This is a genomic window from Paenibacillus gallinarum (assembly GCF_014836635.1).
GTDB classification, from domain to species: Bacteria; Bacillota; Bacilli; order Paenibacillales; family Paenibacillaceae; genus Paenibacillus; species Paenibacillus gallinarum.
In genome coordinates, this window is sequence record NZ_JACSQL010000005.1 from 155,011 (window position 1) to 178,559 (window position 23,549).

At 44.2% G+C, this 23,549-nt stretch carries 19 protein-coding genes; 10 read left to right on the forward strand and 9 right to left on the reverse strand.

The features are described from left to right. The first annotated feature begins 27 nt into the window (after nt 1–27). From H9647_RS13170 to H9647_RS13185, 4 genes are all read left to right on the forward strand, one after another. Nucleotides 28–3,207 carry an efflux RND transporter permease subunit gene (locus H9647_RS13170; protein ID WP_191800613.1) on the forward strand — a complete coding sequence of 1,060 codons (3,180 nt, stop codon included), beginning with the start codon at nt 28–30 and terminating at the stop codon, nt 3,205–3,207. 171 nt (nt 3,208–3,378) lie between these two features. Then, complete coding sequence (locus H9647_RS13175) at nt 3,379–4,314, forward strand: 1-phosphofructokinase family hexose kinase (protein ID WP_191800831.1); 936 nt, start codon at nt 3,379–3,381, stop codon at nt 4,312–4,314. A gap of 106 nt (nt 4,315–4,420) precedes the next feature. Next, nucleotides 4,421–5,518 carry a stalk domain-containing protein gene (locus H9647_RS13180; protein WP_191800615.1) on the forward strand — a complete coding sequence of 366 codons (1,098 nt, stop codon included), beginning with the start codon at nt 4,421–4,423 and terminating at the stop codon, nt 5,516–5,518. Between the two features lie 261 nt (nt 5,519–5,779). Further along, complete coding sequence (locus H9647_RS13185) at nt 5,780–6,613, forward strand: aldo/keto reductase (protein WP_191800617.1); 834 nt, start codon at nt 5,780–5,782, stop codon at nt 6,611–6,613. A gap of 146 nt (nt 6,614–6,759) precedes the next feature. Here H9647_RS13185 and H9647_RS13190 read toward each other — a convergent pair whose 3' ends face one another. Continuing rightward, nucleotides 6,760–7,374, reverse strand: a complete 615-nt coding sequence (locus H9647_RS13190; RefSeq protein ID WP_191800619.1) for a LysE/ArgO family amino acid transporter — start codon at nt 7,372–7,374, stop codon at nt 6,760–6,762. 164 nt (nt 7,375–7,538) lie between these two features. On the opposite strand from H9647_RS13190, the gene H9647_RS13195 reads away from it, so the two are divergent. Beyond that, nucleotides 7,539–8,987: an aminotransferase-like domain-containing protein gene (locus H9647_RS13195; protein WP_191800621.1), complete on the forward strand. Its 1,449-nt coding sequence runs from the start codon at nt 7,539–7,541 to the stop codon at nt 8,985–8,987. A gap of 103 nt (nt 8,988–9,090) precedes the next feature. Here H9647_RS13195 and mobA read toward each other — a convergent pair whose 3' ends face one another. Beyond that, on the reverse strand, nt 9,091–9,726 hold the full coding sequence (mobA, locus tag H9647_RS13200) for a molybdenum cofactor guanylyltransferase (RefSeq protein WP_191800624.1): 636 nt from the start codon (nt 9,724–9,726) through the stop codon (nt 9,091–9,093). Between the two features lie 219 nt (nt 9,727–9,945). Between mobA and H9647_RS13205 the strand changes: the two genes are divergently transcribed. Further along, nucleotides 9,946–11,148 (forward strand): MFS transporter, encoded by a 1,203-nt coding sequence (locus tag H9647_RS13205; RefSeq protein ID WP_191800626.1) that lies wholly within the window; start codon nt 9,946–9,948, stop codon nt 11,146–11,148. An 87-nt stretch (nt 11,149–11,235) separates the two neighbouring features. Here the strand turns inward: H9647_RS13205 and H9647_RS13210 are convergent, their stop codons facing one another. Further along, on the reverse strand, nt 11,236–12,057 hold the full coding sequence (locus H9647_RS13210) for an alpha/beta fold hydrolase (protein WP_191800627.1): 822 nt from the start codon (nt 12,055–12,057) through the stop codon (nt 11,236–11,238). A gap of 102 nt (nt 12,058–12,159) precedes the next feature. Here H9647_RS13210 and H9647_RS13215 point away from each other — a divergent pair, with 102 nt between their 5' ends. Next, nucleotides 12,160–13,125: a helix-turn-helix transcriptional regulator gene (locus H9647_RS13215; RefSeq protein WP_191800629.1), complete on the forward strand. Its 966-nt coding sequence runs from the start codon at nt 12,160–12,162 to the stop codon at nt 13,123–13,125. 53 nt (nt 13,126–13,178) lie between these two features. On the opposite strand, the gene H9647_RS13220 is transcribed toward H9647_RS13215, so the two are convergent. Further along, entirely contained in the window at nt 13,179–14,882 is a 1,704-nt protein-coding gene (locus H9647_RS13220; RefSeq protein WP_191800631.1) for a glutamine--tRNA ligase/YqeY domain fusion protein, read from the reverse strand. A gap of 340 nt (nt 14,883–15,222) precedes the next feature. Between H9647_RS13220 and H9647_RS13225 the strand changes: the two genes are divergently transcribed. The 3 genes from H9647_RS13225 (at nt 15,223) to H9647_RS13235 (ending at nt 16,535) form a co-directional block, all read left to right on the forward strand. Further along, entirely contained in the window at nt 15,223–15,477 is a 255-nt protein-coding gene (locus H9647_RS13225; protein ID WP_191800633.1) for a DUF2164 domain-containing protein, read from the forward strand. An 84-nt stretch (nt 15,478–15,561) separates the two neighbouring features. Further along, nucleotides 15,562–16,110 (forward strand): GNAT family N-acetyltransferase, encoded by a 549-nt coding sequence (locus H9647_RS13230; protein WP_191800635.1) that lies wholly within the window; start codon nt 15,562–15,564, stop codon nt 16,108–16,110. A gap of 188 nt (nt 16,111–16,298) precedes the next feature. After that, nucleotides 16,299–16,535: a hypothetical protein gene (locus H9647_RS13235; RefSeq protein ID WP_191800637.1), complete on the forward strand. Its 237-nt coding sequence runs from the start codon at nt 16,299–16,301 to the stop codon at nt 16,533–16,535. A gap of 96 nt (nt 16,536–16,631) precedes the next feature. On the opposite strand, the gene H9647_RS13240 is transcribed toward H9647_RS13235, so the two are convergent. From H9647_RS13240 to H9647_RS13260, 5 genes are all read right to left on the reverse strand, one after another. Continuing rightward, nucleotides 16,632–17,126 carry a GNAT family N-acetyltransferase gene (locus H9647_RS13240; RefSeq protein ID WP_191800639.1) on the reverse strand — a complete coding sequence of 165 codons (495 nt, stop codon included), beginning with the start codon at nt 17,124–17,126 and terminating at the stop codon, nt 16,632–16,634. A gap of 133 nt (nt 17,127–17,259) precedes the next feature. Beyond that, nucleotides 17,260–18,501, reverse strand: a complete 1,242-nt coding sequence (locus H9647_RS13245) for an MFS transporter (RefSeq protein WP_191800641.1) — start codon at nt 18,499–18,501, stop codon at nt 17,260–17,262. 37 nt (nt 18,502–18,538) lie between these two features. Then, nucleotides 18,539–20,620 carry a molybdopterin-containing oxidoreductase family protein gene (locus tag H9647_RS13250; protein WP_191800643.1) on the reverse strand — a complete coding sequence of 694 codons (2,082 nt, stop codon included), beginning with the start codon at nt 20,618–20,620 and terminating at the stop codon, nt 18,539–18,541. 434 nt (nt 20,621–21,054) lie between these two features. Further along, nucleotides 21,055–21,903 (reverse strand): formate/nitrite transporter family protein, encoded by an 849-nt coding sequence (locus H9647_RS13255; RefSeq protein WP_191800645.1) that lies wholly within the window; start codon nt 21,901–21,903, stop codon nt 21,055–21,057. A gap of 169 nt (nt 21,904–22,072) precedes the next feature. Continuing rightward, on the reverse strand, nt 22,073–23,434 hold the full coding sequence (locus H9647_RS13260; protein ID WP_191800647.1) for an FAD-dependent oxidoreductase: 1,362 nt from the start codon (nt 23,432–23,434) through the stop codon (nt 22,073–22,075). Nucleotides 23,435–23,549 lie beyond the last annotated feature (115 nt).

Sequence of the window (23,549 nt, forward strand, 5' to 3'; positions counted from 1 at the left end):
GAATGAGAGAGGAGAAGAAACCTACGGATGAAAGGGATAATTAATTTCTCACTGAGAAACAAGCTCGCGATCTGGATTCTGACCATAATCTTGACCTTTGGCGGACTGTACAGCGGTTTGACCATGAAGCAAGAAACGATTCCAAATATTAATATTCCGTTCCTAAACATCACTGCGGTATATCCAGGGGCAGCCCCGGAAGGTGTCGTTGAGGATGTAACCAAGCCCCTCGAAGAAACCCTGCGAAATGTAGATGGGATTAAAAGTATCACTTCTACATCAATGGAGAATGTTTCTTCCGTCATGATTGAATTTGATTATGGCACAAATTTGGACAATGCGACGGCTGCGGTCCGTGAAGTGCTAAACGATGTTCCACTTCCCGACGATGCTCAGAAGCCTACCATCTCCAAGTTCAGTATAAACTCTTTCCCGGTAGCTTCCATAAGCTTATCTGGTAAAGATGGTGAATCACTCGAAGACTTGACTCGTCTTGCAGAGAATGAGATCGCACCTGCCTTTGAAGATGTAGATGGTGTGGCATCCGTTCAGGTATCCGGTCAATACACTAGAGAAGTCACTCTTACATTCGACCAAAACAAAATGAATGAACTTGGATTAACCGAAGATACGGTACAAAAAATAGTCCAAGCCTCTTCTTTACGTGTTCCTCTAGGTCTGTTCACGATGGAAGATTCTGAGAAGGCTGTTGTTGTAGACGGCAATGTTATTAACGTAGATGATCTGAAGAACCTGGAGATCCCTGTCGTTCCTTCCGGTTCAAGTGAAGGCAATGCTGCGGGTAGTGCTGATGCGAGCAGCGCAGCTGGTGGAAACACATCTGGTCCCGAGCAAGGAAACGGCTCTGCAACGATGCCAGATGCTGGCGCTGCTGCAGCACAAATGACAGGCATACCTACGGTTAAACTTTCCGATATTGCTTCTATTGAAGTCATCGGTAAAGCAGAGTCGATCTCCCGCACAAACGGTGCAGAATCGATCGGATTCTCCATTGTAAAAGCAAATGATGCCAACACCGTTGACGTTGTAAACGGAGTAAAAGAAGCTTCCTCTGAACTGGAAGAACTATACGATCATATTAATGTCGATATTCTTCTTGATCAGGGACAGCCTATTGAAGACTCCGTCCATACGATGTTATCCAAAGCTTTATTTGGTGCCATCTTTGCGGTACTTATCATTCTACTCTTCCTGCGAGACTGGAGATCGACGATTATTTCCGTTATTTCGATCCCTCTTTCTCTATTGATTGCCTTAACCGTACTCTATCTAATGGATATTACGCTTAACGTAATGACGCTCGGGGCAATGACGGTTGCGATTGGCCGGGTAGTCGATGACTCTATTGTTGTTATTGAAAATATTTATCGACGTCTCTCTCTACCAGGAGAGAAACTGAAAGGCAGAGAATTGATCGGTGCTGCTACTCGTGAGATGTTTGTACCGATTATGTCCTCAACCATTGTTACCATTGCTGTATTCCTTCCGCTGGCACTAGTTAGCGGTATGGTCGGCGAACTCTTTATGCCGTTCGCACTTACAATGGTCTTTGCACTTCTCGCTTCACTCGTTGTAGCAATCACGATTGTACCTGCCATGGCTCACACCCTCTTTAGAGGCGGATTGAAAAACAAAAAGAACCATGTGCATAAGCCAAGCCGACTGGCAGGCGGTTATACTCGCATATTGAAATGGACACTGAATCATAAGCTCATCACGGTAGGGGCAGCAGTCCTCCTGCTGGTCGGAAGCTTGTTCCTTACTCGCTTTATCGGCACCAGCTTCTTGCCAGAGCAAGGGACCAATTACACTCTTGTAACTTACAGTCCTGAACCAGGAGCAACACAAGAAACCGTGGAAGAGCGTACGCAAAGCGTTGAGAAATTCATTCTTGATTCTAGCGGTGTTGAAAGTATGCAGTACTCTGTTGGCGGCGGTAATCCGATGAGCATGGGTTCCTCCAACTCGGGTCTGTTCTATGTCATCTTTAAAGATGGTGTCAACGTAAGTGAAGAAAGCGAAACGATTCTGACTGGACTCCAAGAACGTGTACCTGAAGGAGAATGGGCTACACTGGATATGGCGGCTGGAGCTATGGGCGGCAGCACGCTGACAGTCAGCGTCTTCGGTGACAGTCTTGATCAAATCAAACCCGTTGCCGATGATATTCTAAAAGTGGTACAAGAAGACACAGCAAACTTCGAAGATGCTGAATCTTCTCTAGCAGAAGGGTATGAGCAATATACCCTCGTAGCTGATCAAGAGAAACTCAGCTCTCTCGGGCTTACTGCGGGACAACTCGCAATGGCACTTAGTCCAGAAAGAGAACGTCCTGTACTAACCGAAGTAGAGGTGGACGGTAAGTCCTACAATGTCTACATTAAAACAGATAGTAAAGAATATGGAAGCATTGAAGCGATTGAAAAAGAAACCGTCACTTCTCCTCTCGGTATTGAGGTTCCGATTGGAGAAGTCGCTACCGTGGAAAAAGGAACGACTCCTGACTCCATTATGCGTATTGACAGTGAAATGGTCGTACAGGTAACTGCCAACATTCTCTCTTCCGATGTCGGCTCTGCTTCAACTACGATTGAAAAAGCAGTCGATGCTATGGAATTACCAGAAGGGGTTCACGTTGAATTTGGCGGTGTAACTGAACAGATCAACGAAACCTTCACTCAGCTAGGCCTTGCTATGCTGGCTGCGATCGCTATTGTGTATTTCGTACTTGTCGTAACGTTTGGCGGCGGACTTGCACCATTTGCAATCCTGTTCTCCTTGCCATTTACCGTGATTGGAGCATTAATCGGTTTGCTTATTACAGGCGAAACCTTAAACGTCTCCTCCTTGATGGGTGCGCTCATGCTGATCGGTATCGTTGTTACGAATGCGATCGTACTTATCGACCGCGTTATCCACAAGGAAAACGAAGGCATGTCGACAAGAGACGCCTTGCTTGAAGCAGGTTCAACTCGTCTGCGTCCGATTCTCATGACGGCTCTAGCTACCATTGGAGCTCTTCTCCCGCTTGTATTTGGATGGGAGAACAGTGCCGGTATTATTTCCAAAGGTCTGGGCGTTACGGTTATTGGCGGACTCATCAGTTCTACGCTGCTTACGCTCGTTATTGTACCGATCGTGTACGAATTCTTGATGAAATTTAAGAAAAAACGGATTGAAGATTAATTACCTTTCTTAAATAGTCTTGTTAATTGAATCGTTTGTAAAGTAAAAGAGCACCGAATACTTCGCGTATTCAGTGCTCTTTTTTACGTTTAAGAAGAAGCATAGCGGAATCTTTTCAAGCCTTCCTGTATGATGAAAGAATCCATATCCATTAAGGAGTTGTCTACACTAATGATTACCACCGTTACCTTAAATGCTGCACTAGACAAAGTGTACACCCTGCCGAATTTTCAGCTAGATCAGGTGCATCGCCTTGAACATGCGGTTACTGTCCCAGGCGGCAAAGGCATTAATGCCGCCCGGGTACTGCGCCTACTAGGAGCACCTGTAGGCGCTACGGGTATCGTGGCCGGACACACGGGCCGGCAAGTGCTGGATGGGCTGCGCAGCGAAGGCATCGCAGCCGACTTTGTAGAAGCCGCGCATGGAGAAACGCGGCTGGCCATTACGGTGCTGGGGTCATCGCCCAGCACCCAGACCGAGCTCATCGAGGCGGGGCCAGCCGTCACCCGCGATGAGCTTGCGGCGCTACGCCGCAAAGTAATGACCCTGGCGCGAAGCTCCGCCTGGGTCGTGTTCTCGGGCAGCCTGCCGCAAGGCTGCCCTGCTGGGCTGTACGCCGAGCTGATCGCTCTGGCGAAGGCGCAAGGTGCGCGCACCGCGCTCGATGCAAGCGGCGAGGCACTCGCACAAGGGATCCAAGGCGGGCCGGACCTGGTGAAGCCCAACGCAGAAGAGGCGGCCCGCTATGCCGGGGTTACCGCGCTCACCCCGGATACGGCTAAGATGGCTGCTGCACAGCTAGTAAAAGCTGGTGCAAAGCTTGCCGTTATCTCTCTCGGCGCGGATGGTGCTGTAGCTGCGACAGCAGATACTTTATACTGCGTAAAGGTTCCTGCCGTCTCCATCGTAAGTCCGCTCGGCAGTGGCGACGCTATGGTAGCAGGCATGGTGGCAGCTGCCCTGAAACACCCGGATGACATTCCATCGATTCTTCGGCAAGGTGCTGCATGCGGTACTTCAGCAGCGCTCCACCCCATGGCCGGTGTCCTATCAACAGAAGATGTAACCAAACTGGAGCAGCAAATATCTGTTCAACAGGAATAAACGGATATTCCTGTTTCGTTAACCTTTATTCTATCCGTAACCTTTCTAGCTTTGGTCTCGTTTATTAAAATGTAACGACGTCAATACACGAAAGGTAGTGATTTCATTGATTAATCGTAAAAAGGGGTTGCGTTCTCGGGCGCTAACCTTATCACTTGCCGTCATTATGGTCTTTCCCATCGCAGCCTATATACCCACAGACGAAGCTTCCGCAGCTGTTAAAAAATACCCGGTTATCTCGCAGCCCTTTAAGATCAAAGGGGAAAGCTCCCGCATTGGCACGATCAACAAGAATGGTTCAACGTACATTGCACTACGGAGTCTAAACACCTCGTTAGGATTAAAAACGAAGTACGTTCCTTCTACCCAGCTCGTTCAAGTGACGGGAAGAGAACGAACGATGGATATTAGTCTCCAAAATAGTTCTTACGTTCTGAATGGCCAGCCCGTTTTAGGCCCCGAGGTTATCCTGCAAGGCGGCACAACGTACCTTCCGCTTCGTTTCTTGTCAGAGAGCTTTGGTTACGAGGTGACATACGAAAATAAATCAAAGACCATCGGACTCAAAGCCATATCGGAAAATGCGCTCTCCATTACTGCGGAAACGATCGGAGCAGACGGTGAGGACAAATCTCTGCTTGTGTTCTACCCCGTTCTGTCCGGGTATAAAGATGCCGAGGTAGAGCAAAAGATCAACAAATTTCTAAAAAAAGAAGCCGACCGTTTCGTTTCAGCTGGATCAAAACAAATGGACCCCGTTGTCAAAGAAAATAACTCCCTGTTAGCTAAAGATCCGAATGCCTCGATCAGGCGACCGAGCTTCGACGGAAGATTTACCGTCACATATAACGAAAATGGACTGCTAAGCATCTATGCTGATTACTCCGTCTACTTAGGAGGAGCGCACAGTGATACCGTTCGCGAAGCATATACCTTCGACCTCTCGACAGGCGATCTCCTCACAATGAAAGAAGCCGCAGGCGGCGGGTCGGATTATGTTACGATCATCAATCAGCAAATAAAGAAACAAATTGCTGATCGCAAACTGCCTCTGATTGCTCCGTTCAAGACGATTGAACCAGATCGTGATTTCTTCCTAAGCCGTAATGGAATCGTTATCTACTTCACGCAATACGAGTACACTTCCTTTGCGGAAGGTATGCCTAAGTTTGTTATTCCCTATTCTGCCTTTACAAAACGCTGAGGGATTAGATTAAGAACCTTGATCTACCCGTAGTTTTCAAAACAGCAGCATTCAAATCCCTATACTTTCTAACACAAACAAAAGGCCTTTAGGGGCCTTTTGTTTGCGTATGAAGTGTGGACTAGCTTGCTTTTCACTTAACCTAAAGTTTAAAATAAACAAGAAACTATATGCATGCGCATGAAAGTATTGAGACACTTTGTGTTACTTGCTCCATATAGGTGTAATAATAGTAAGAATCTATTAACGGAGGGATTATCTATGACCATTACTCACTTACAAGATACAGTAACCCTTAACAACGGTGTGAAAATGCCTCAGCTCGGTCTTGGGGTATGGAAAGCGAAAGACGGAGAAGAAACTTACGCTGCCGTTAAACATGCAATTCAGCACGGATATCGTGCAATTGATACAGCTGCTGCATACAAGAATGAAGAAAGTGTCGGAAAAGCAATTAAAGATTCCGGTGTACCTCGCGAGGAACTTTTCATTACAACCAAAGTATGGAATGCAGACCATGGTTATGATGCTACCATTCGTGCTTTTGAAACCAGTTTAGAAAAGCTCGGTCTTGAATATCTCGATTTATATTTGATCCACTGGCCGGTAAAAGATAAATATAAAGATACGTGGAAAGCGCTCGAACGCCTATACAGTGACGGTAAAGTCCGTGCGATCGGAGTATGTAATTTCAATATTCATCATCTGGAAGATCTGCTGGGCGAAGCCAAAACGGTTCCTGCGGTCAATCAGTCCGAATTTCACCCGTATCTTACACAAGAACCACTCCGCGAATTCTGCAAATCCAAAGGAATTCATTTCGAAGGCTGGTCACCACTTGGTAATGGTAAACTATTAGACAATGCTTCGATTCAGGAGATTGCAAAAAAATATAACAAAACAGCAGCTCAAGTTATCCTTCGCTGGCATCTGCAGAATGATGCGATTACAATTCCTAAATCCGTTACACCAAGCCGTATCGAAGAAAATGTTGCGATTTTTGACTTCGAATTGACTGCCGAAGACATGAATACAATAAACAGCCTGAACAAAGATGAGCGTACAGGCCCAGATCCAGATAACTTTAATTTCTAAGTAACTGCATCTATTCATCAGATTCCATTTTTAGGACTGCAATAAAATAGGGAATCTAACATAGAAAATGCACTTCGATGGTTAGAATAATAAAAGAAGCTTCTCTCCTGCAAATTTTATATTTGCTAGAGAAAGCTTCTTTTTTACTACAAACTTTGTACAAAGGAATACATCATATATACAGCCAGCCCAGCCATCATAAGGGAAGAGCCTTTGCCAAGCCACTTGGAACCATTCCCCGTCTGGTCCCATTTCCCCATGCTTCTTCCTGCCGCAGCAAGCAGAACAAACCACACCCATGATACAAAAATAGTAACTGCTGTATAGGCGATAAGCTCCTTACTCTCATACTGCAAAGAGTTCGTTCCGATGACTCCTACAATATCTAGAATGGCATGCGGATTAAGCACCGACACAGATAGTGCAAAAAGAATCTGCTGACGACTTGTCAGTGGTTGCTGCTTTCCTTTTGCCCCATCCCCCGTTTGCCAAAGTGTCCAGGCCATATATAACAGGAAAATACAACCTGCCGCATATATCCCTTGGGTTACCACACTTTTGTCCGACAGAAAGAGAGACAGTCCCCCAACAGCAAGTACAATCAGGACTGTGTCACATAGAGCTGCCGTGATAACCGCTGGTAAAGTTCCTGTCCAGTGTTTGTGAGTCGCTCCCTGATTAAATATAAATACATTTTGTGCCCCGAGCGGCAAAATAAGACCTGTTGCCAAAATTAGTGCATGAATAACCGCTTCTAGCATTTCACGACCTATCCTTTCTATTCCCCAGATTGTACTGAATTTCTTCCTTGCTCCATCCTATCTCATATAGAACAACCTGTACCCAGCCATTTGGTTGTATAGCATCCCAACCAAATGGTATATTACAGTCCATATCACCCTTTTGGAAGGATGTTCCATATCCTATGAAATCTGTTGCAGAGATCCGTTTTACTCCAGACCCGCTGCTGCCTGAACCCCTCTATCACCAGATTAAAGAATACATCAAGCAAAAAATAATGCAGGGAGAATGGACCCCCGGGATGCGTCTTCCTTCTCAGCGTGCATTAGCAACCGCTTTTAAAGTCAATCGAAGTACAATCATTGCAGCACTAGACGGGCTTCATTCTGAAGGGCTCATCGAAACAAACTACGGCGGAGGAACCAAAGTATCTCGTGCGGGATGGAATACTATGTCCACTCCCCTTCTTAACTGGGAAGATTATGTGGAAAGCGGGAATCATTATCCGAATCTCCCAGAGGTTCAGATCATTAATCAGTCGGAGTACCGCTGTGACATCATTCGTCTCGGTACAGGTGAATTGGCACCCGATTTGCTCCCTCAATCCTATTTTCAGAAGATCTATGAAAAGTTAGCTCAGCATGCACCAAGTCTTGGCTATTTGGAACCTCTAGGGTCTTACAAACTCAGACAAGCTATATCTAGCTATTTGGCAGATCAGCAAATACAGGCTTCACCAGAATCTATTATTATCGTTTCAGGCTCATTACAAGCGATGCAATTGATAGCCATGGGGCTCTTACCTAGAAAATCGTCTGTACTAGTAGAAAAGCCATCCTATCTCTATTCAATTCACGCCTTTCAGTCTGCAGGAGTTCGAATGATCGGCATGCCTATGGACAAGGAGGGTCTCCTTACCGCTGAACTGGGACGCTATATCCGCGAAAACCGCCCATCCTTGCTTTACACGATACCCACGTTTCAGAATCCGAGCGGAGTAGTGATGAGTGACAAGAGAAGAACTGAACTCATTCAGACTGCTGAGGCTACCGGACTGGCTATTCTCGAAGATCACGCCTATGCAGATTTATGGCTTGACGAAAAACCTCCTCTATCACTGAAAGCTCGTGATCCAGGAAGTTATGTATTACATATGGGCACTCTGTCCAAAAGTGTGAGTCCAGGTCTTCGTATAGGCTGGGTTGCGGGACCAGAAACAGTCATACAGCGTCTTGCCGATATTAAGATGCAAACCGATTATGGTGCGAGCAGTCTTGCACAGGAGGCGGCTACCCTTTGGTTCACAGAAGGATACCACGATATTCACTTGGCTGAAGTTCGAGAAGCTTTAATCCGTAAAAGAAATCTGGTCCTGGATATACTAGCCCGAAATCTAGCAGGTGCAGCAGAGTGGAATGTGCCGCAAGGCGGGTTTTATATTTGGTTAAAGTTATTGAATGGGACTCGGCCAGAAACCTTGTTCAGGAGAGCTCTTGCCGAAGGAATTCTGCTGAACCCAGGATCTATCTATGACCGGTTTGATCAGAATCATATCCGCATATCTTTTGCATATGCCTCAGTCACAGAACTAGAAAAAGCAATCATCGTGCTGTCACAACTCATTTCATCCTGATCCCAACTTCCAAAATTCTTTACAGCGCATGTCCTTAAAGTATTGAATTCTTCCTTTTACCCAGGATATAATTTCATGTCTTTAAGGACATGTTTTTTTCTGCTTACTGATCCTGATCTCTGGAGCCATATATTTGTTTCACCCGCTCATAGTCTTCTTTCTCATTCATATTGATAAACATCTCTTCAATCCGAGCAGCAGGAATGCCCGTGATCGCTTCCAGCTCAGATTCGGTTACATAACGAACGGAAAGCTTAGAAAGTGTATCCCTTACCCTGCGATTATCTTCCCTAAGCTGGGTCTCAAGCGTATCTATCAAGCTATGATGATACACTGCTGCTAGGGGATGAATCTGGTCTCTAATCTGCGGTACCAGCGCCTGAATTCCAGTATCAAGACTGACCTCCATTACCTGAACCATCGCAGATAATAGTTCTGCACGAATCAATGGAATATCACAGGAAACAACCACATATAGATCGGCTTCACCCCGAAGCATTCCTGCTTGAATCCCTGCTAGCGGGCCACTTCCCGGATAGATATCCTTTACCTCTATATACTTAGAAGCCATTTCTTCTCTCCTTACGGATCCTGTTGCAATATAGACTTGGGTTGTAATGCTGGACAGCTCTCCCGCTATGATGTCTAAGACACTGCTACTTCCAAGCTCAAGTGCAGCCTTATCTGTTCCCATACGCCGGGATGCTCCGCCAGCCAAAACAATGCCTGCAATCTTCATCTGCCAAACCTCTCCGTTCTTAATAAAATATAAGTTCTACGATTCATCTTAAGAATACTATATAACGAATAGGGTCCATTTACTGTTCACCTATTATCCACATCATTAACATCTTAGAATAAAAATAAATTGTATCCCCTTACAATTACGTGCTAAAGTGTAAACAAAACATGAATTTACGCCAAAATATATGATTCCACCGAAAGGAATGGCTTACCTTTGCGTACGTCCTCTTTTTCGCAGCTGAAGCTGTACAATTTTTTTGTCTATGGAGCCATTGCGGTCTTTACCAGCTTCTTTCAAATCTATCTTCAAGATATCGGTCTGACGAAAATTGAGATCGGCAGCCTGATGGCAATTGGTCCTTTTGTTTCTCTGTTTGCTAACCCTTTCTGGGGATATATGAGTGACCGCACACAGAACATCCGTAAGACTGTACTTATTATGGTGGCGGGTACTCTGTTGTTTGTGCAAGCTGTATTTTTAGCGCAGAGTTACAGCCTTATTTTTACGGCAATGATCTTTTACTATTTCTTTCAGAGTCCTTTATTCGCACAGACAAACAGTATGATTCTGACCTATATTGATGGAACGGACTATAAATTTGGTTCCTTTCGTTTATGGGGATCTATGGGCTGGGCGTTCACTGCCATTGTAGCAGGACCGATTATGGACAGGCTCGGCGATTCCCAAATGTCTCTGGTCTTTAGCGTTTTGCTCATTATAGCCTTTGGGTTTGCGCTTCTTCTGCCTCGTCTACAACGATCATCCGATGCACCGATTGTTACGATGCGCGGATTTTCTCAGGTTATCATGAATCCCTATTTCATGACATTTGTGATCCTTGGAATTCTTGTGTCCATTCCAAATGCAATGAATAGTTCGTTTATTTCCTTGTACATTACCGAACTTGGCGGAAGCAAACAAATGGTAGGTCTTGCTGTATTTATGTCTTCTATTCTGGAGATTGTTGTCTTTCTATTATTTGACCGTTTTCTGAAACGGAAAATGACCATCATGCTTGCTTGTCTCACGGTTGTCAGTCTGCTCTTTGTGTTGCGATGGGAACTGATGGCACTGGCAACAACTCCGATGCAGATTGCCTTTATCCAGCTGCTACATGCGGTTACATTTGGCGGATATTTTTATGTAGGGACTCAGCTGACCATGCTCTTCATTCCCAAACCATACCGGTCCTCTGGACAAGCGCTCTACACGCTTTCCTGGAGTGGAATTTCAGGTGTGATCGCCGGCATATTTGGCGGTTTTATGTTCCAGAACTTTGGAGCGTCCGTTATGTACCAGGTTGGCGTATTCATGGCTGCCGTGGGAACCGTTGGTTTTGGTACAATGTACTATATTGTACGCAGATACGGTTACCAGCCTCCGCTTCCATCGAGCTACAATGTGAAATCTAGTTGATAACATAGGTTGTTTTCCAAATCATAAAAGGCAGGAGTGGGATGAAAATAATTCATCCCACTCCTGCCTTTTTATGAAATCACAACCTTATTTATGAGATAGTTCTTCTAGAAAAGAAACCACTGTCTCATAAAAACCTACTGGATCATCCAAATGAACCCCATGCCCGCACTCCTCAAAATGAGTAAACTTAGTATTAACCCTGCGTTCTGCCATAAGCACAGCCTGATCTTTATCTAGAACGAAGCTTTTGCCTCCATGAATTAATAATGCAGGGCAGACTGTGCTCATCCATTCTTCCCACCAATCTCCGTTCAATAGCTGTTGAGATATAGGTATTCCTTTCAGATCAGCTCGAAGCCCCCACCCTATTTCATTTTCATATATACTCTCCATAAAATATTCAATGTTGTTCATTCCATTCTTTTTCAGCAACTCTCGTAGTTCTTTCAGAGAACCTGATTGATTCGGGAGAGACTTCGTAAACGACATATCACTGTTTATGACTGCTCCAATGTCTTCTATAATTAAGGCTTTTACGAGTTCGGGGTATTGTGCTGCAAACTGGTATGCGTTGGCTCCACCAATTGAATGGCCAAGGATGGTAACTTGCTGCCCATGTAGTTCGCTCTGGATGAAACGATAGATATCCTGTATATAATCTTCTCTTGTATATCCTCCATCCGGTGGGTGATCACTCCATCCATGGCCACGTTGGTCGAGACATAGAACACGCCAACGTGCTAACCGGGGTGCCAACTCAGAGAATGTTTTAGCATCTCCCATATGTCCATGCAGCATAAGAAGATGGTGATCCCCATCACCGCCGTAATCTAGATATGATAGCCGTAATGGCCCTGAGTAAAAATACTTTCTACTGAGGGTCTGATTTTCACTCTTTTGATACATATCATGTTTCCTCCAATATGATAAGGATTCTGGTTCTTATCAACAAAATAACAGATAATAGTGACAGAAATAGTCATTATTAAAATAATAAAGGATGATTTCATGTCTAAATCCAAAAGGCTCCTGGAATTAATGCTGACTGTAAACCAGAAGCGAATCTTTACGGTAGGAGAACTTGCTGGTGAATTTGGAGTATCCAAACGTACCATACTTCGAGATCTTCAAGAGCTGAGTGAACTTGGAGTTCCTCTTTATTCAGAAGTTGGACCGCAAGGGGGCTACCGCATGTTGAAAGACCGGATACTTCCGCCCATTGCTTTTACCGTGGAGGAATCTGTGGCGATCTTTTTTGCCGTGCACGCCCTTCGTCATTATAATTCTCTTCCATTTGAGTCAGAAACCGTTTCAGCACTAGGGAAATTTTATAACTTTATGCCGCAGGATACACGAGATCACATTGATCAAATGAAAAACAGAGTCGATTTTATTACACCTAAACGGACAGCTCATGCCCCTTACCTCACTCTTATACTGGATGCAGCAATCTATCAAAAAATATTATGTGTAGAATATGACTCGCAAACCCAGTGCTCTATCCGCGAAATCCAGCCTCTACGAATCTATGCAAGAAGCGGACTTTGGTACTGCTTAGCCTATTGTTACGAAAAACAAAGTAATCGTGTATTTCGCTGTGACAAGATGAAGTCCGTTACTCTTTCTCCAGTTAAGCCAAAACAGCGGAGCGGAACCTTCCCCTCTATAAAGAGTGATAAAGATAACTCCACACCGAATGTAGATTCCGTCTCCATTCGTGCAGAACTGACTAGCAGAGGAATTGAACGATGCGAAGCCGAGCCTTGGTTAGAACCACAGCTTTATATCCGGGAAGACCAGACAGGCTGGCTCGAAGGAGTGATCCAGAAAAAAGACCTCCCTTATTTTGCTCAGTTTTTTATTGGTCTAGGCGAAGACGTCCGCATCATAGAATCTTCTGAACTTGAAAAGGTCATACGTCTCCGTCTAGCTGAACTTGTCATAAAGTACAACAAAGACATAAGTGCAGAGTAAAAACAAAAGCCCCTTCTCTGTCAGAAACAGAAAAGGGGCTTATTTTTATTTTCTTATGCTTTTGGAAGGTGGAAGGAACTCTTCAGAGATACCACCCGGTTAAATACCGGTTTACCTGGCTCTGAATATTTAGGATCCACATTAAAGTATCCATGACGGAAGAATTGGAACTTATCTTGTGGTTTCGCATCTTTCATGTTCGGCTCCACAAAACCTTGAACAATCGTAAGCGAATTCGGATTCAGCTCATCAAGGAATGATTTTTCCACAGGTTCCCCTGCTTCCTTCTCTTCCTCAAACTCATCATCGCTTTCCGGTTCTTCTTTGTTAATAAGTGGTTCGAACAAACGGAATTCCGCAGGAATTGCTTGAGTCGCTTCTACCCAGTGAATCGTTCCTTTTACTTTACGGCCGGTAAATCCAGAGCCGCTCTTCGTTTCAGGATCATAGGTACAGTGGATCTCCACAATGTTACCTTCTTCGTCTTTAATCACATCGTTGCACTTAATAAAGTAAGCATGTTTCAGGCGAACTTCGTTCCCTGGGAACAAGCGGAAGTATTTATTCGGCGGATTCTCCATGAAATCTTCACGCTCAATATAAATCTCGCGGGAGAAAGGAATCTCACGTTTACCCATCTCTTCATTCTCTTGATTATTCTCTGCTTCAAGCATTTCGACTTGTCCCTCTGGGTAGTTGGTAATCACCACTTTGATCGGATCAAGTACTGCCATCGTACGCGGTGCCTTCAGTTTCAAGTCTTCTCTAATAAAATGCTCCAGCATTCCCAGATCAACCAGTCCTTGGCTCTTCGAGATTCCTGTCTCATAGACAAACTCGCGCAGCGCTTCTGGTGTATAACCACGACGGCGCAGACCAGAAATCGTAGGCATACGCGGATCATCCCATCCGTCTACATGTTTCTCATCGACGAGAAGTTTCAGCTTCCGTTTGCTCGTTACGGTTTGAGCGAGATTCAAACGGCCAAACTCATATTGATGCGGCTTCGCTTCAAGTTCACAATGCTCAATCACCCAGTCATAAAATGGACGTTGGTCCTCAAATTCAAGGGAGCAAAGGGAATGAGTAATTCCTTCAATTGCATCTTCAATAGGATGAGCAAAGGTATACATCGGATAGATGCACCACTTATCCCCAGTGTTATGATGCGGGATGTGAGCGATACGGTAAATAATAGGATCGCGAAGATTGATATTCGGCGAAGCCATATTGATTTTGGCACGAAGCACACGCTCTCCGTCTTTAAACTCTCCGTTACGCATACGAGTGAACAGATCGAGGTTCTCTTCGACACTGCGCTCCCGGTAAGGGCTGTTTGTACCCGGTTCTTTCAAGGTTCCGCGCATTTCACGGATTTGATCTGGACTGGAATCATCCACATAAGCAAGTCCTTTTTTGATAAGGATTACGGCACGGTTGTACATTTCTTCAAAATAGTCGGATGCAAACGGATTCTCTTTCCATTCATAACCAAGCCATTTTACATCCTCACGGATTGAGTTTACATACTCCGTATCTTCTTTAGCTGGGTTTGTATCATCAAAACGCAAATTTGTCGTCCCGCCAAATTCCTCAGCGAGAGCAAAGTTAATCCAAATCGCTTTGGCATGTCCAATATGAAGGTAACCATTGGGTTCCGGAGGAAACCGGGTCACCACTTCTTTTACTTTTCCTGTACGAAGATCCTCAGAGATCACATTTTTTATGAAATTGGAGGGTGTTAACGGCTTCTCCATGATGATCAACCTTTCTTTACGTAATAAGTTCTGTAGTTCAAAAAATACCTTCTATTAAATATACCTTTTCAGGCGTTATTCAGCAATAATTTAGGATAACGAAGAACGACAAGGCGCGATCATATCCATTATAGATAAGACCCTTGCACAGCAGTATACCCCTTATGATCAGCATTCCCAAGTTATCTAGTACAGATAACCTGAATCATGCGAAATGTTCGTAAATCGATAGAACTTCTATCTCTTTAAAATTGGGATAACTACAGCATCTCTCGCCTTTTGACGACAGGCTTAATATAAGGTAGCATGAAGGAAATGAGGTGTTAAAGGAGTATTAGTGATGAAAGCGATGAAGCTGCCCAAAGAACAGAAGGATCAAATGATACGATTAATTCAAGCTTATTTTGAAACAGAACGCGGAGAAACCATTGGTGATTTGGCGGCAGATGGAGTTCTCGATTTTTTCATGACACAGCTCTCACCCTATGTTTACAATCAAGCTCTAAGCGACTGCCGAGTATTATTGAATCAGCGAATGATCTCCTTAGAAGAGGATGTTTATGCTCTAGAGAAAAACATCAAATTATCTCGTTGATTCTCGTTTGTTAAGTTAGCCTTTATCTCATATATGTTCTTTTACTTTGATTTCTATGATTTTAATTAGAAGGAAGGTTTGATCATGTTTGCGTACAAGTTAGATGATGATATTGAACTAAAGCCCCTGTCCATGGAGCATACCGGAGCCTTGTATAGTTTGACAGATAAATCTCGTGAGCGGCTTCGGGAATGGCTTCCCTGGGTGGATAATGTAACAGAAGAAACACATACCGTTCAGTTTATCAAAAATGCGATTCGCCAAGCGGCGGATAACGGCGGCTTTACTGCAGGAATCTGGGTAAAAGGCGAACTTGCCGGTGTCATCGGGTTTCATGAGATCGATTGGCATAATCGCACCGTAGGTATTGGTTATTGGCTTGGTAAAGTTCATGAGGGGCAAGGGATCATGAGCTCAGCTTGCCGCGCTCTGGTTGATTATGCATTGCTGGATCTTGATCTGAACCGAGTGGAGATTCGCTGTGCTACGAGCAACCATCGCAGCCGCGGGGTTCCAGAAAGACTCGGATTTGTTCTTGAAGGTATTATCCGTCAAGCAGAGAAATTACCGCTCGGCTATGTAAACCATGCTGTATACGGCATGCTCCAAAGTGAGTGGAAATTACTTCGTTAATCAGCATCGTTACGTTTCCTACATAAAAAAAGATGATTTATTTATGATGTACACAGGCATTTTGCTAACCCGCTCGGTTATGCAGAATGCTTTTATATTTAATCTAGTCTTAAGGCTGCGTTCATACCGCACTCATTCTAATCGGTTATCTTTAAATAGCCGCGACGAATGAAGGGAAGGTATTATTAATGAATGACAAAGTATCAAATTGGGTCATGTCAAGCTCGTTTGCCATGATGTTAACCATTGGGATGGCTGTCAGCACCAGTCCTTATGCCAGCAGCGGTCAACCCGCTTCAAACACAGAGAAATCACAGCACTCCACTATTGATAACCGAAGTTTAGCAGGACGACAACAAAACATGGCTGTAACTCGGCAGGAAACAGATCGTTTAGACCATTCAAATAAGCAAAATAACAAATAAGATGTTTCTGAGTGTCTCTTTCAACAAGCACAAGACTTCATACAAATGAGAAAGAGGCTGACCTTGGCAATTAGGTTAGCCTCTTTTGGGTAGCAGTTATAGCATATACCGCATTAAAATATCATCAACATATGTTCCTGCGATGTAGAACTCTGAGCTGAGCCTTCCCTCTTCCACGAACCCATACTGCTTATAGAACGCAAGTGCAACGAGGTTGCTGGATAAAACACGCAGACGAAGTTTACGGATCCCTTCACGTTTTGCATGTTCGATCATCGAGTCCATAAGTGACTTACCGATCCCCTGCCTCTGATAAGCCGGATGTACCGCAATATGAATCTCATATACATGATTGTTGCTGATCAAGGAGGTTGGCGGTCTGAAACCAATATATCCACAAATCTTGTTATCCTTCAGAGCAATGAACTGATTTCCTGGCGGAGATGCCAGTAAATATTCTTCTTTCGATTTCCAAAGAACGGGTGCAGGTGCATTATGCTCGTTCCATATTAGAGCATCCAGTTCCATCAGCTGCGCTACATCCTGTAGGCTCGATCTGCGCACCGTCAGAGCTTCTCTGGTTAATACCATCTGCGATCTACCTTTCTTCTTGCAAGTGAATCAATTTCATAACGATGATTCAATTAAATGTATTTTTCCTATTCTACCACATGCTATACATCACCAGACAATACAGCACAAAATCCGAGTTGGATTATAAAAACTAAAAAGTAGTATGCTGCTCTCCCTGCTCATAAGCAAGCACCCTGGCAGCATTAATACGAGCATGAATTATAAACATAATAATGCTGATTCCCGCAGTAATCGTTGCAAACCAAGCAACGGGAGCTAGCCCCCCGGCATCAAACATGATGCCCATTGCATAAGGACCAACGACTCTTCCTATCGCACCAATACCTCCGGAAACACCCAAGTAAAAAGGTGCAGCCTTCCCCGCATGATCGGAGATGAAAGCAGGTGTAGCAGGAGAGATCAGCATTTCACCAAGCGTTATGAGGATCATGGCCAGAATCATACCCGGATAATGTTGAAATAAAGCAATGACAGCAAAACCCGCAGTATAAAGCACGGCACTGACTGTCATTTGGGCTGTGGACGTTGAAGCAATCGTCTTTTTAAGGAAGGAAGTCACAGGTTGAGCAACAAATATAAGAATTCCATTTAATGTCCATAGCAAGCTGTAAGCTTTTTTCTCCATACCTTCGGAGATGATATACGGAGACACCCCTGTATTCCAGATCGAATTACCGAGCAGAATGAAAAGCGTACCCAAACTGAGAAACAGATACAGCCGCAAGTTAAGCAGCAAATGCCAGGTACTTTCTTTTTTTAACTGGGCAGAAATCTGTTTCTTTGGCACATAAACTTTGCCTTGTTGATGATCAACCTTACTAAGATAAGAAAAGAAATACAGGCCGAATCCGGCAGAAGTAATTCCGTTAGCGATAAAACTCAGATGATATGAGATGTCTGCCAAAAAACCGCTGAGTCCCGTTCCCAGCGCAACCCCGATATTCTGTGCCACATAAATAACGTTAAATAGTTCTCCGCGCCGCTCAGCAAATCGAAAACCGACAAATGCTTGTATCGCCGGCAGCGACATCGAGTTAAATAATCCAATCAGCCCCATCATGGTAATAAACAGCCACCAGGTTTGACTGATTACAGGCAGAGTAAAGAGCCCCAGCGCGTTAAATAGAAGTGCTCCTACAATCAGTTTCTTCACACCAACCCGGTGATACAGTGCCCCTCCAAGAAGCTGGCCGGCAATACCGCCAAGTGATTGAATCAGAATAACAAAACCAGCCTGTGTCATGCTCCGGCCCAGCTCATCGAAGACATACATCGTAGTCAGCGGCCACATTAGAGAGCTGCCTGTTGAATTAACCAGACTGGCAATCAAAAATACGTTTACTTCCTTTGGATAGGAATCAAGCCATCTCATGTTAGGTTCTCCTATGAAGTCTATTTGGCATATGAAATCAGATGGTTACATCCTCTTTTTTTCTTACTTGTACCGTAGCTGAAAAAAAAGTCGCTCCGTTCCCCATATCAGACAAACGATCAGGCGTTAATCGATTAGCACGTTGTTTTCGTCCTTCCCCTTCCCACCACAACCCTTGACTGATTACAGTCCCGGGCAGCATGGATTCGGTAACTTTCGCAATCAGTTCATAGGTACCTCGATCATTAAATACAATAACCGGCTCCCCATCCGTAATTTTACGATTTTCTGCATCACGTGGATGAATTTGCAGAACAGGCTGCTTCTCCAGTTTTTGATGCTTCGGTACATTCGCAAAAGTAGAATTTAAGAAATTATGGTTTGGCGGTGAAAGGAACATAAGTGGATACTGATCTCCTTGCCCTGCAGGACGTTCACCGTCATATCCCTCCAGTAAAGGTGCATAGACCGGCATCGGCGGAAGCCCTGCTTGTTCCATCGCTTTGGAATATAGCTCGATTTTTCCGGACGGGGTTGGCAAGTGATCCAGAAAAGAATCGTACGGCGTCATATCGAGCTTCACAAATCTATGTTCCTGAAGTGCCTCAAGCGTTACTCCTTGAAGATAAGGATTAACGGGGTTATTCAGCGCTCCACGAATCATTGAAAGCTCATCCTCACAAAATGTCTTTTCATCTAGACCCATTGCTTGTCCCAGCAGTGAAAACACTTCCACATTGCTCTTTGCTTCACCTTGAGGGGGAATCACAGGTTCTTGAATCTGCACGTATTGATGCCAATAAGAACTGTACAGATCAGTACTCTCAAAAGAAGAAGCGGCTGGAAGAACAATATCTGCATATTTCGCCGTGTCCGTCATGAAGAGGTCATGAACTACGGTAAAAAGATCTTCACGGGCAAATCCCTGTTCTACCCGCTCTGTATCAGGAGCAACTACCAACGGATTACTGCAATACACAAACATGGCTCTTATCTTGTTCTCTTCTTCAAGCAAAGCTGCACCGATTTGGTTCATATTTATCGTTCTCGCCTCAGGATTTGGACGCAGATCTGGACGCTCCAGTGCTTCACTATTAAAACTGGCATATCCTCCGTTTGATTTGGCTGCTCCGCCTCCGTGCGTGTGCCATGCACCGACAAGCGCAGGTAAACAAGCGATCGCGCGAACGTTCATGCCTCCGTTATCATGGTGCTGAAGTCCATTTCCAATATGGATATACGGAGCTTTGGCGCCGCCGTAGAGCCGGGCAAGCTTCAAAATATCCTCCTGCGGCACACCTGTGATCAGCGATACTCGCTCTGTTGTATACTCTTTCACATGTTCACTTAATTGTTCGTGACCTACGGTATATCGGGTTAGGAACGATTCGTTTATCATCCCTTCCTTAAATAGGACATGTATGATCCCAAGTGCAAGCGCTGCATCTGTTCCTGGATGCAGCGGAATAAACCAATCCGCCCACTGAGCAGTACGGTTACGATGAACATCAATAACGATGACCTTCGCTCCCTTTTTTCGAGCTTTCTCAGCAAGCACAACCTGATGCATACGTGTGCTGACAATATTCCCGCCCCAGATCACAATAAGATCCGCATGCTCTGTCTCCTCTGGAACCGTTCCGCGATTAGCTCCCATCGTATACTTCCAGCCAGCGTCACCTGCTGCACTGCAGATCGTCTGTTCCAGATAACTTGCTCCAATCGCATGAAAGAAACGTCGATCCATCCCGTCTACGCCAAGCACGCCCATATTCCCGTAAAAACTGTATGGCAATATGGCTTCCGATCCATGCTCCTGAATAATTTGCGTAAAACGCCCCGTGATTTCCTTTATCGCTTCCTCCCAGCTAATCCGCTCAAAACGTCCTTCTCCCTTAGTCCCTGTCCGGCGAAGAGGATACAATACTCTTTCCTCGTGGTAGATACGCTCTGTCATATGACGTACCTTGTTGCATATGGCTCCTTGGGTAATTGGATGAGCGGGGTTGCCAGACACCTTAACAATTTTTCCATCTTCTTTATGTAACAGTAATCCGCATGTATCAGGACAATCAAGCGGACAAACCGCAGGAAACACACCATTTAGCTGATTGATCATTAGGAAAATCGCTCCTTTGCCGTTAATACTATTTCTACATTTTTCTAATTTGTGCCAAGCATATCCTCTATGATAATTCTGCCATAGGCTTACGTAAAGCAAAGCTTTTACATACACAGGTATATACGAGGATAAAAAAGCTTAAAAAAGCAGCTGTGAACAGTTATTATATGTTCACAGCTGCTTTATGTTTTTAACAAAAAATATTTAACCACTAATGTTTCACCTTATGTAAGGGAGGGTAATGAAGATCAAGGCATTATGAGACAGGCAAAAGACCTCCTCCACATGCCATATCATGGACCACTCCCGAAAATCCGTCATGAACAGGTTTCGTTCCCCCGAACCTAGCCATGACGGATTTTTTTATATTCCTGAATCAATCTCATATTATAAAATTGATTTCCTACGTTTATTTTTCATAATGTAAGACATTATTCAGTAATGGACTGCATTGCTGCTGGACTTGAACTCACAGGGGTCTCTGCCTCTTCCTTCGTTACTGATGTACTAGCTGGTTTGTGGAGATAGACAGCATAATATGCTGCAGCTACAAAGATGGCGCCGCCTGTCAGATTTCCAAGCCAGACAGGAATAAAGTTCATAATATATTGTCCCCAAGTAAAATGCCCTTCAAAAATCGCGGCTGGTATAAGGAACATATTAGCTACAACGTGCTGAAATCCTAGAGCGACAAAAGCAGTTGTCGGAATCCAGATTCCAACAATTTTAGCACTCATTGAATCCGCAGCATAAGCAAGCCAAACTGCTAAAGCTACCAGCCAGTTACAGCCAATACCAGAAACAAAAGCTTGCAGAAAGGACTCATCAATTTTATGTCCTGCCAAATCCACCACTTTATCAAGGTATATACCTTGGCCTGTCAAACCCAGTACATGACCAAACAAGTACGCTACAAAAACAGCCCCTACAAAGTTCGAAAATGTAACCAGTGTTAAATTCCAAAATAGTTCCCGCGTTGTAATTTTACGCGCCAATCGAGCAAGTGATAATGCCATCATATTCCCGGTAAGCAACTCCCCGCCTGCAATCAAGACCAGCGTAAGTCCTATGGGGAAAACAAGAGCCCCGATGAGTCCATTCATACTCCCCCATGCTTCAGGAGCCGCAGCAATCACTCGTATATACAATAGATAACCTAAGGCAATGTACGCACCTGCCAAAAAACCTAATATCAGAACCACGTTAGCGGGATTATGTGCTTTATGTTCACCTGTATCCGCCGTTAACTCAGCAACTGTTGCCGGTTTTAATGCCCCCATAGTCGGAATAACTTCCTTTCACCTATAGATTAAGTATCCTAAGTTTATTGTAAATCTTCTTCCAACTCAAGTTTGTTAGTAAAATCACACAGTAAAATATTTTCACAATCTAATAATCTTACCAAGCAATAAAAAAACCACCCGTACAATGATGTACGGATGGTTCTTGTTATACAGATACTGCTTCTCTTGTTGTTACCGGCTCTAGTGCTGCTTGCCCTACTGTATTGAGGAAATTCCAAGGTTTATTGTAATGAGGCTGGAAGAAAAAGTCGATAAAGGCCAGCTGATCTACCGTCATTTCATTCTGAATGCATACGGAAATTGTATTGATTGACTGTGTTAGATCGGCTTCACTCATAATCTGAGCACCCACGATACGGCGGGATTCTGTCTCATAGATGACTTTTATAAGAACTTTCTCCGCAGTAGGCATAAACTCAGGACGATAACTATCTTCAATCGTAACCGCTTGGACCGTCATACCTGCCGCTTTTGCCGCAACTTCCGTTACTCCCGTTCCTGCAATATTCTGTTCATAAATTTTGATTCCTGATGTCCCTTGGGTTCCCATATAAGGCATCGTAGGGTTTACCAGATTTCGAGCTATAAGCATGCCCATGCGAACCGCATTCGTTGCTAGTGGAATATAGGCGCTTTGACGAGTTGGATTATAATAGATGGCTGCACTGTCGCCTGCTGCGAAAATATCAGGATTGCTTGTGCGCATATAACGATCTACAAGTATCGCTCCATTTGGCATCATATCTACTTTACCCTTGAGTAAGGCTGTATTCGGGCGGAATCCGATACAAAGGATAACTAGATCCGTTTGGTATTCTCCTTTATCGGTTACTACCGCAGTGACTTTTCCATCTTGCCCTTCAAATCGGCTTACTTTCTCACCGAGAACGAGTTCTATTCCTTTATCGGTAAGCGATTTTTGGATACGATCCGTAAATTCAGCGTCAAGATATTTACTTAAAATCCGATCTTCCGCATCGATTAAAGTAACTTCTTTCCCATTCATTTGGAATGCTTCGACGAGTTCAATACCGATGTATCCTGCACCAACGACAGTCACATGACGTACATCTTTTGATTTTTCGATAATTGTGTTGGAATGATTATAATTTTTGCACAGGAGTACGTTTTCTAGTCCAACGCCTTCAAAGTTTGGAATAATAGGCCAAGAACCTGTTGTCATAATCAGTTTATCGTAAGTGTCTATGATTTCTTCGCCTGTTTCTAGGTTGCGTGCCGTCAGCTTGCGACCTTCCGTATCAATATCTGTTACTTCGTGCAGCATTTTCGTTTCAACTCCAAGTTCTTTCAGCTGCTCGGGAGAAGAGTAAAACAAACCATCTGGGTCTTTCACTACCCCGCCAACATAAAGCGCAATACCGCAAGATAGAAAAGAAATATTATCATTACGCTCATATACCGTAATCTGAGCATCTGGATAAAGCTTAGCCGTATTCACGATAGCAGCCGTACCTGCGTGTGTACATCCAACAACAGCAATTTTCATAATAAAGTTCCTCCTAAGGATAAATGATATAAAATCACATCGAATTTAATTTGTGAAAACTTTCACTAAATAGGCTATAAAAAAGTTATGGATATGTGTTCGTTGTTCGCCTGAC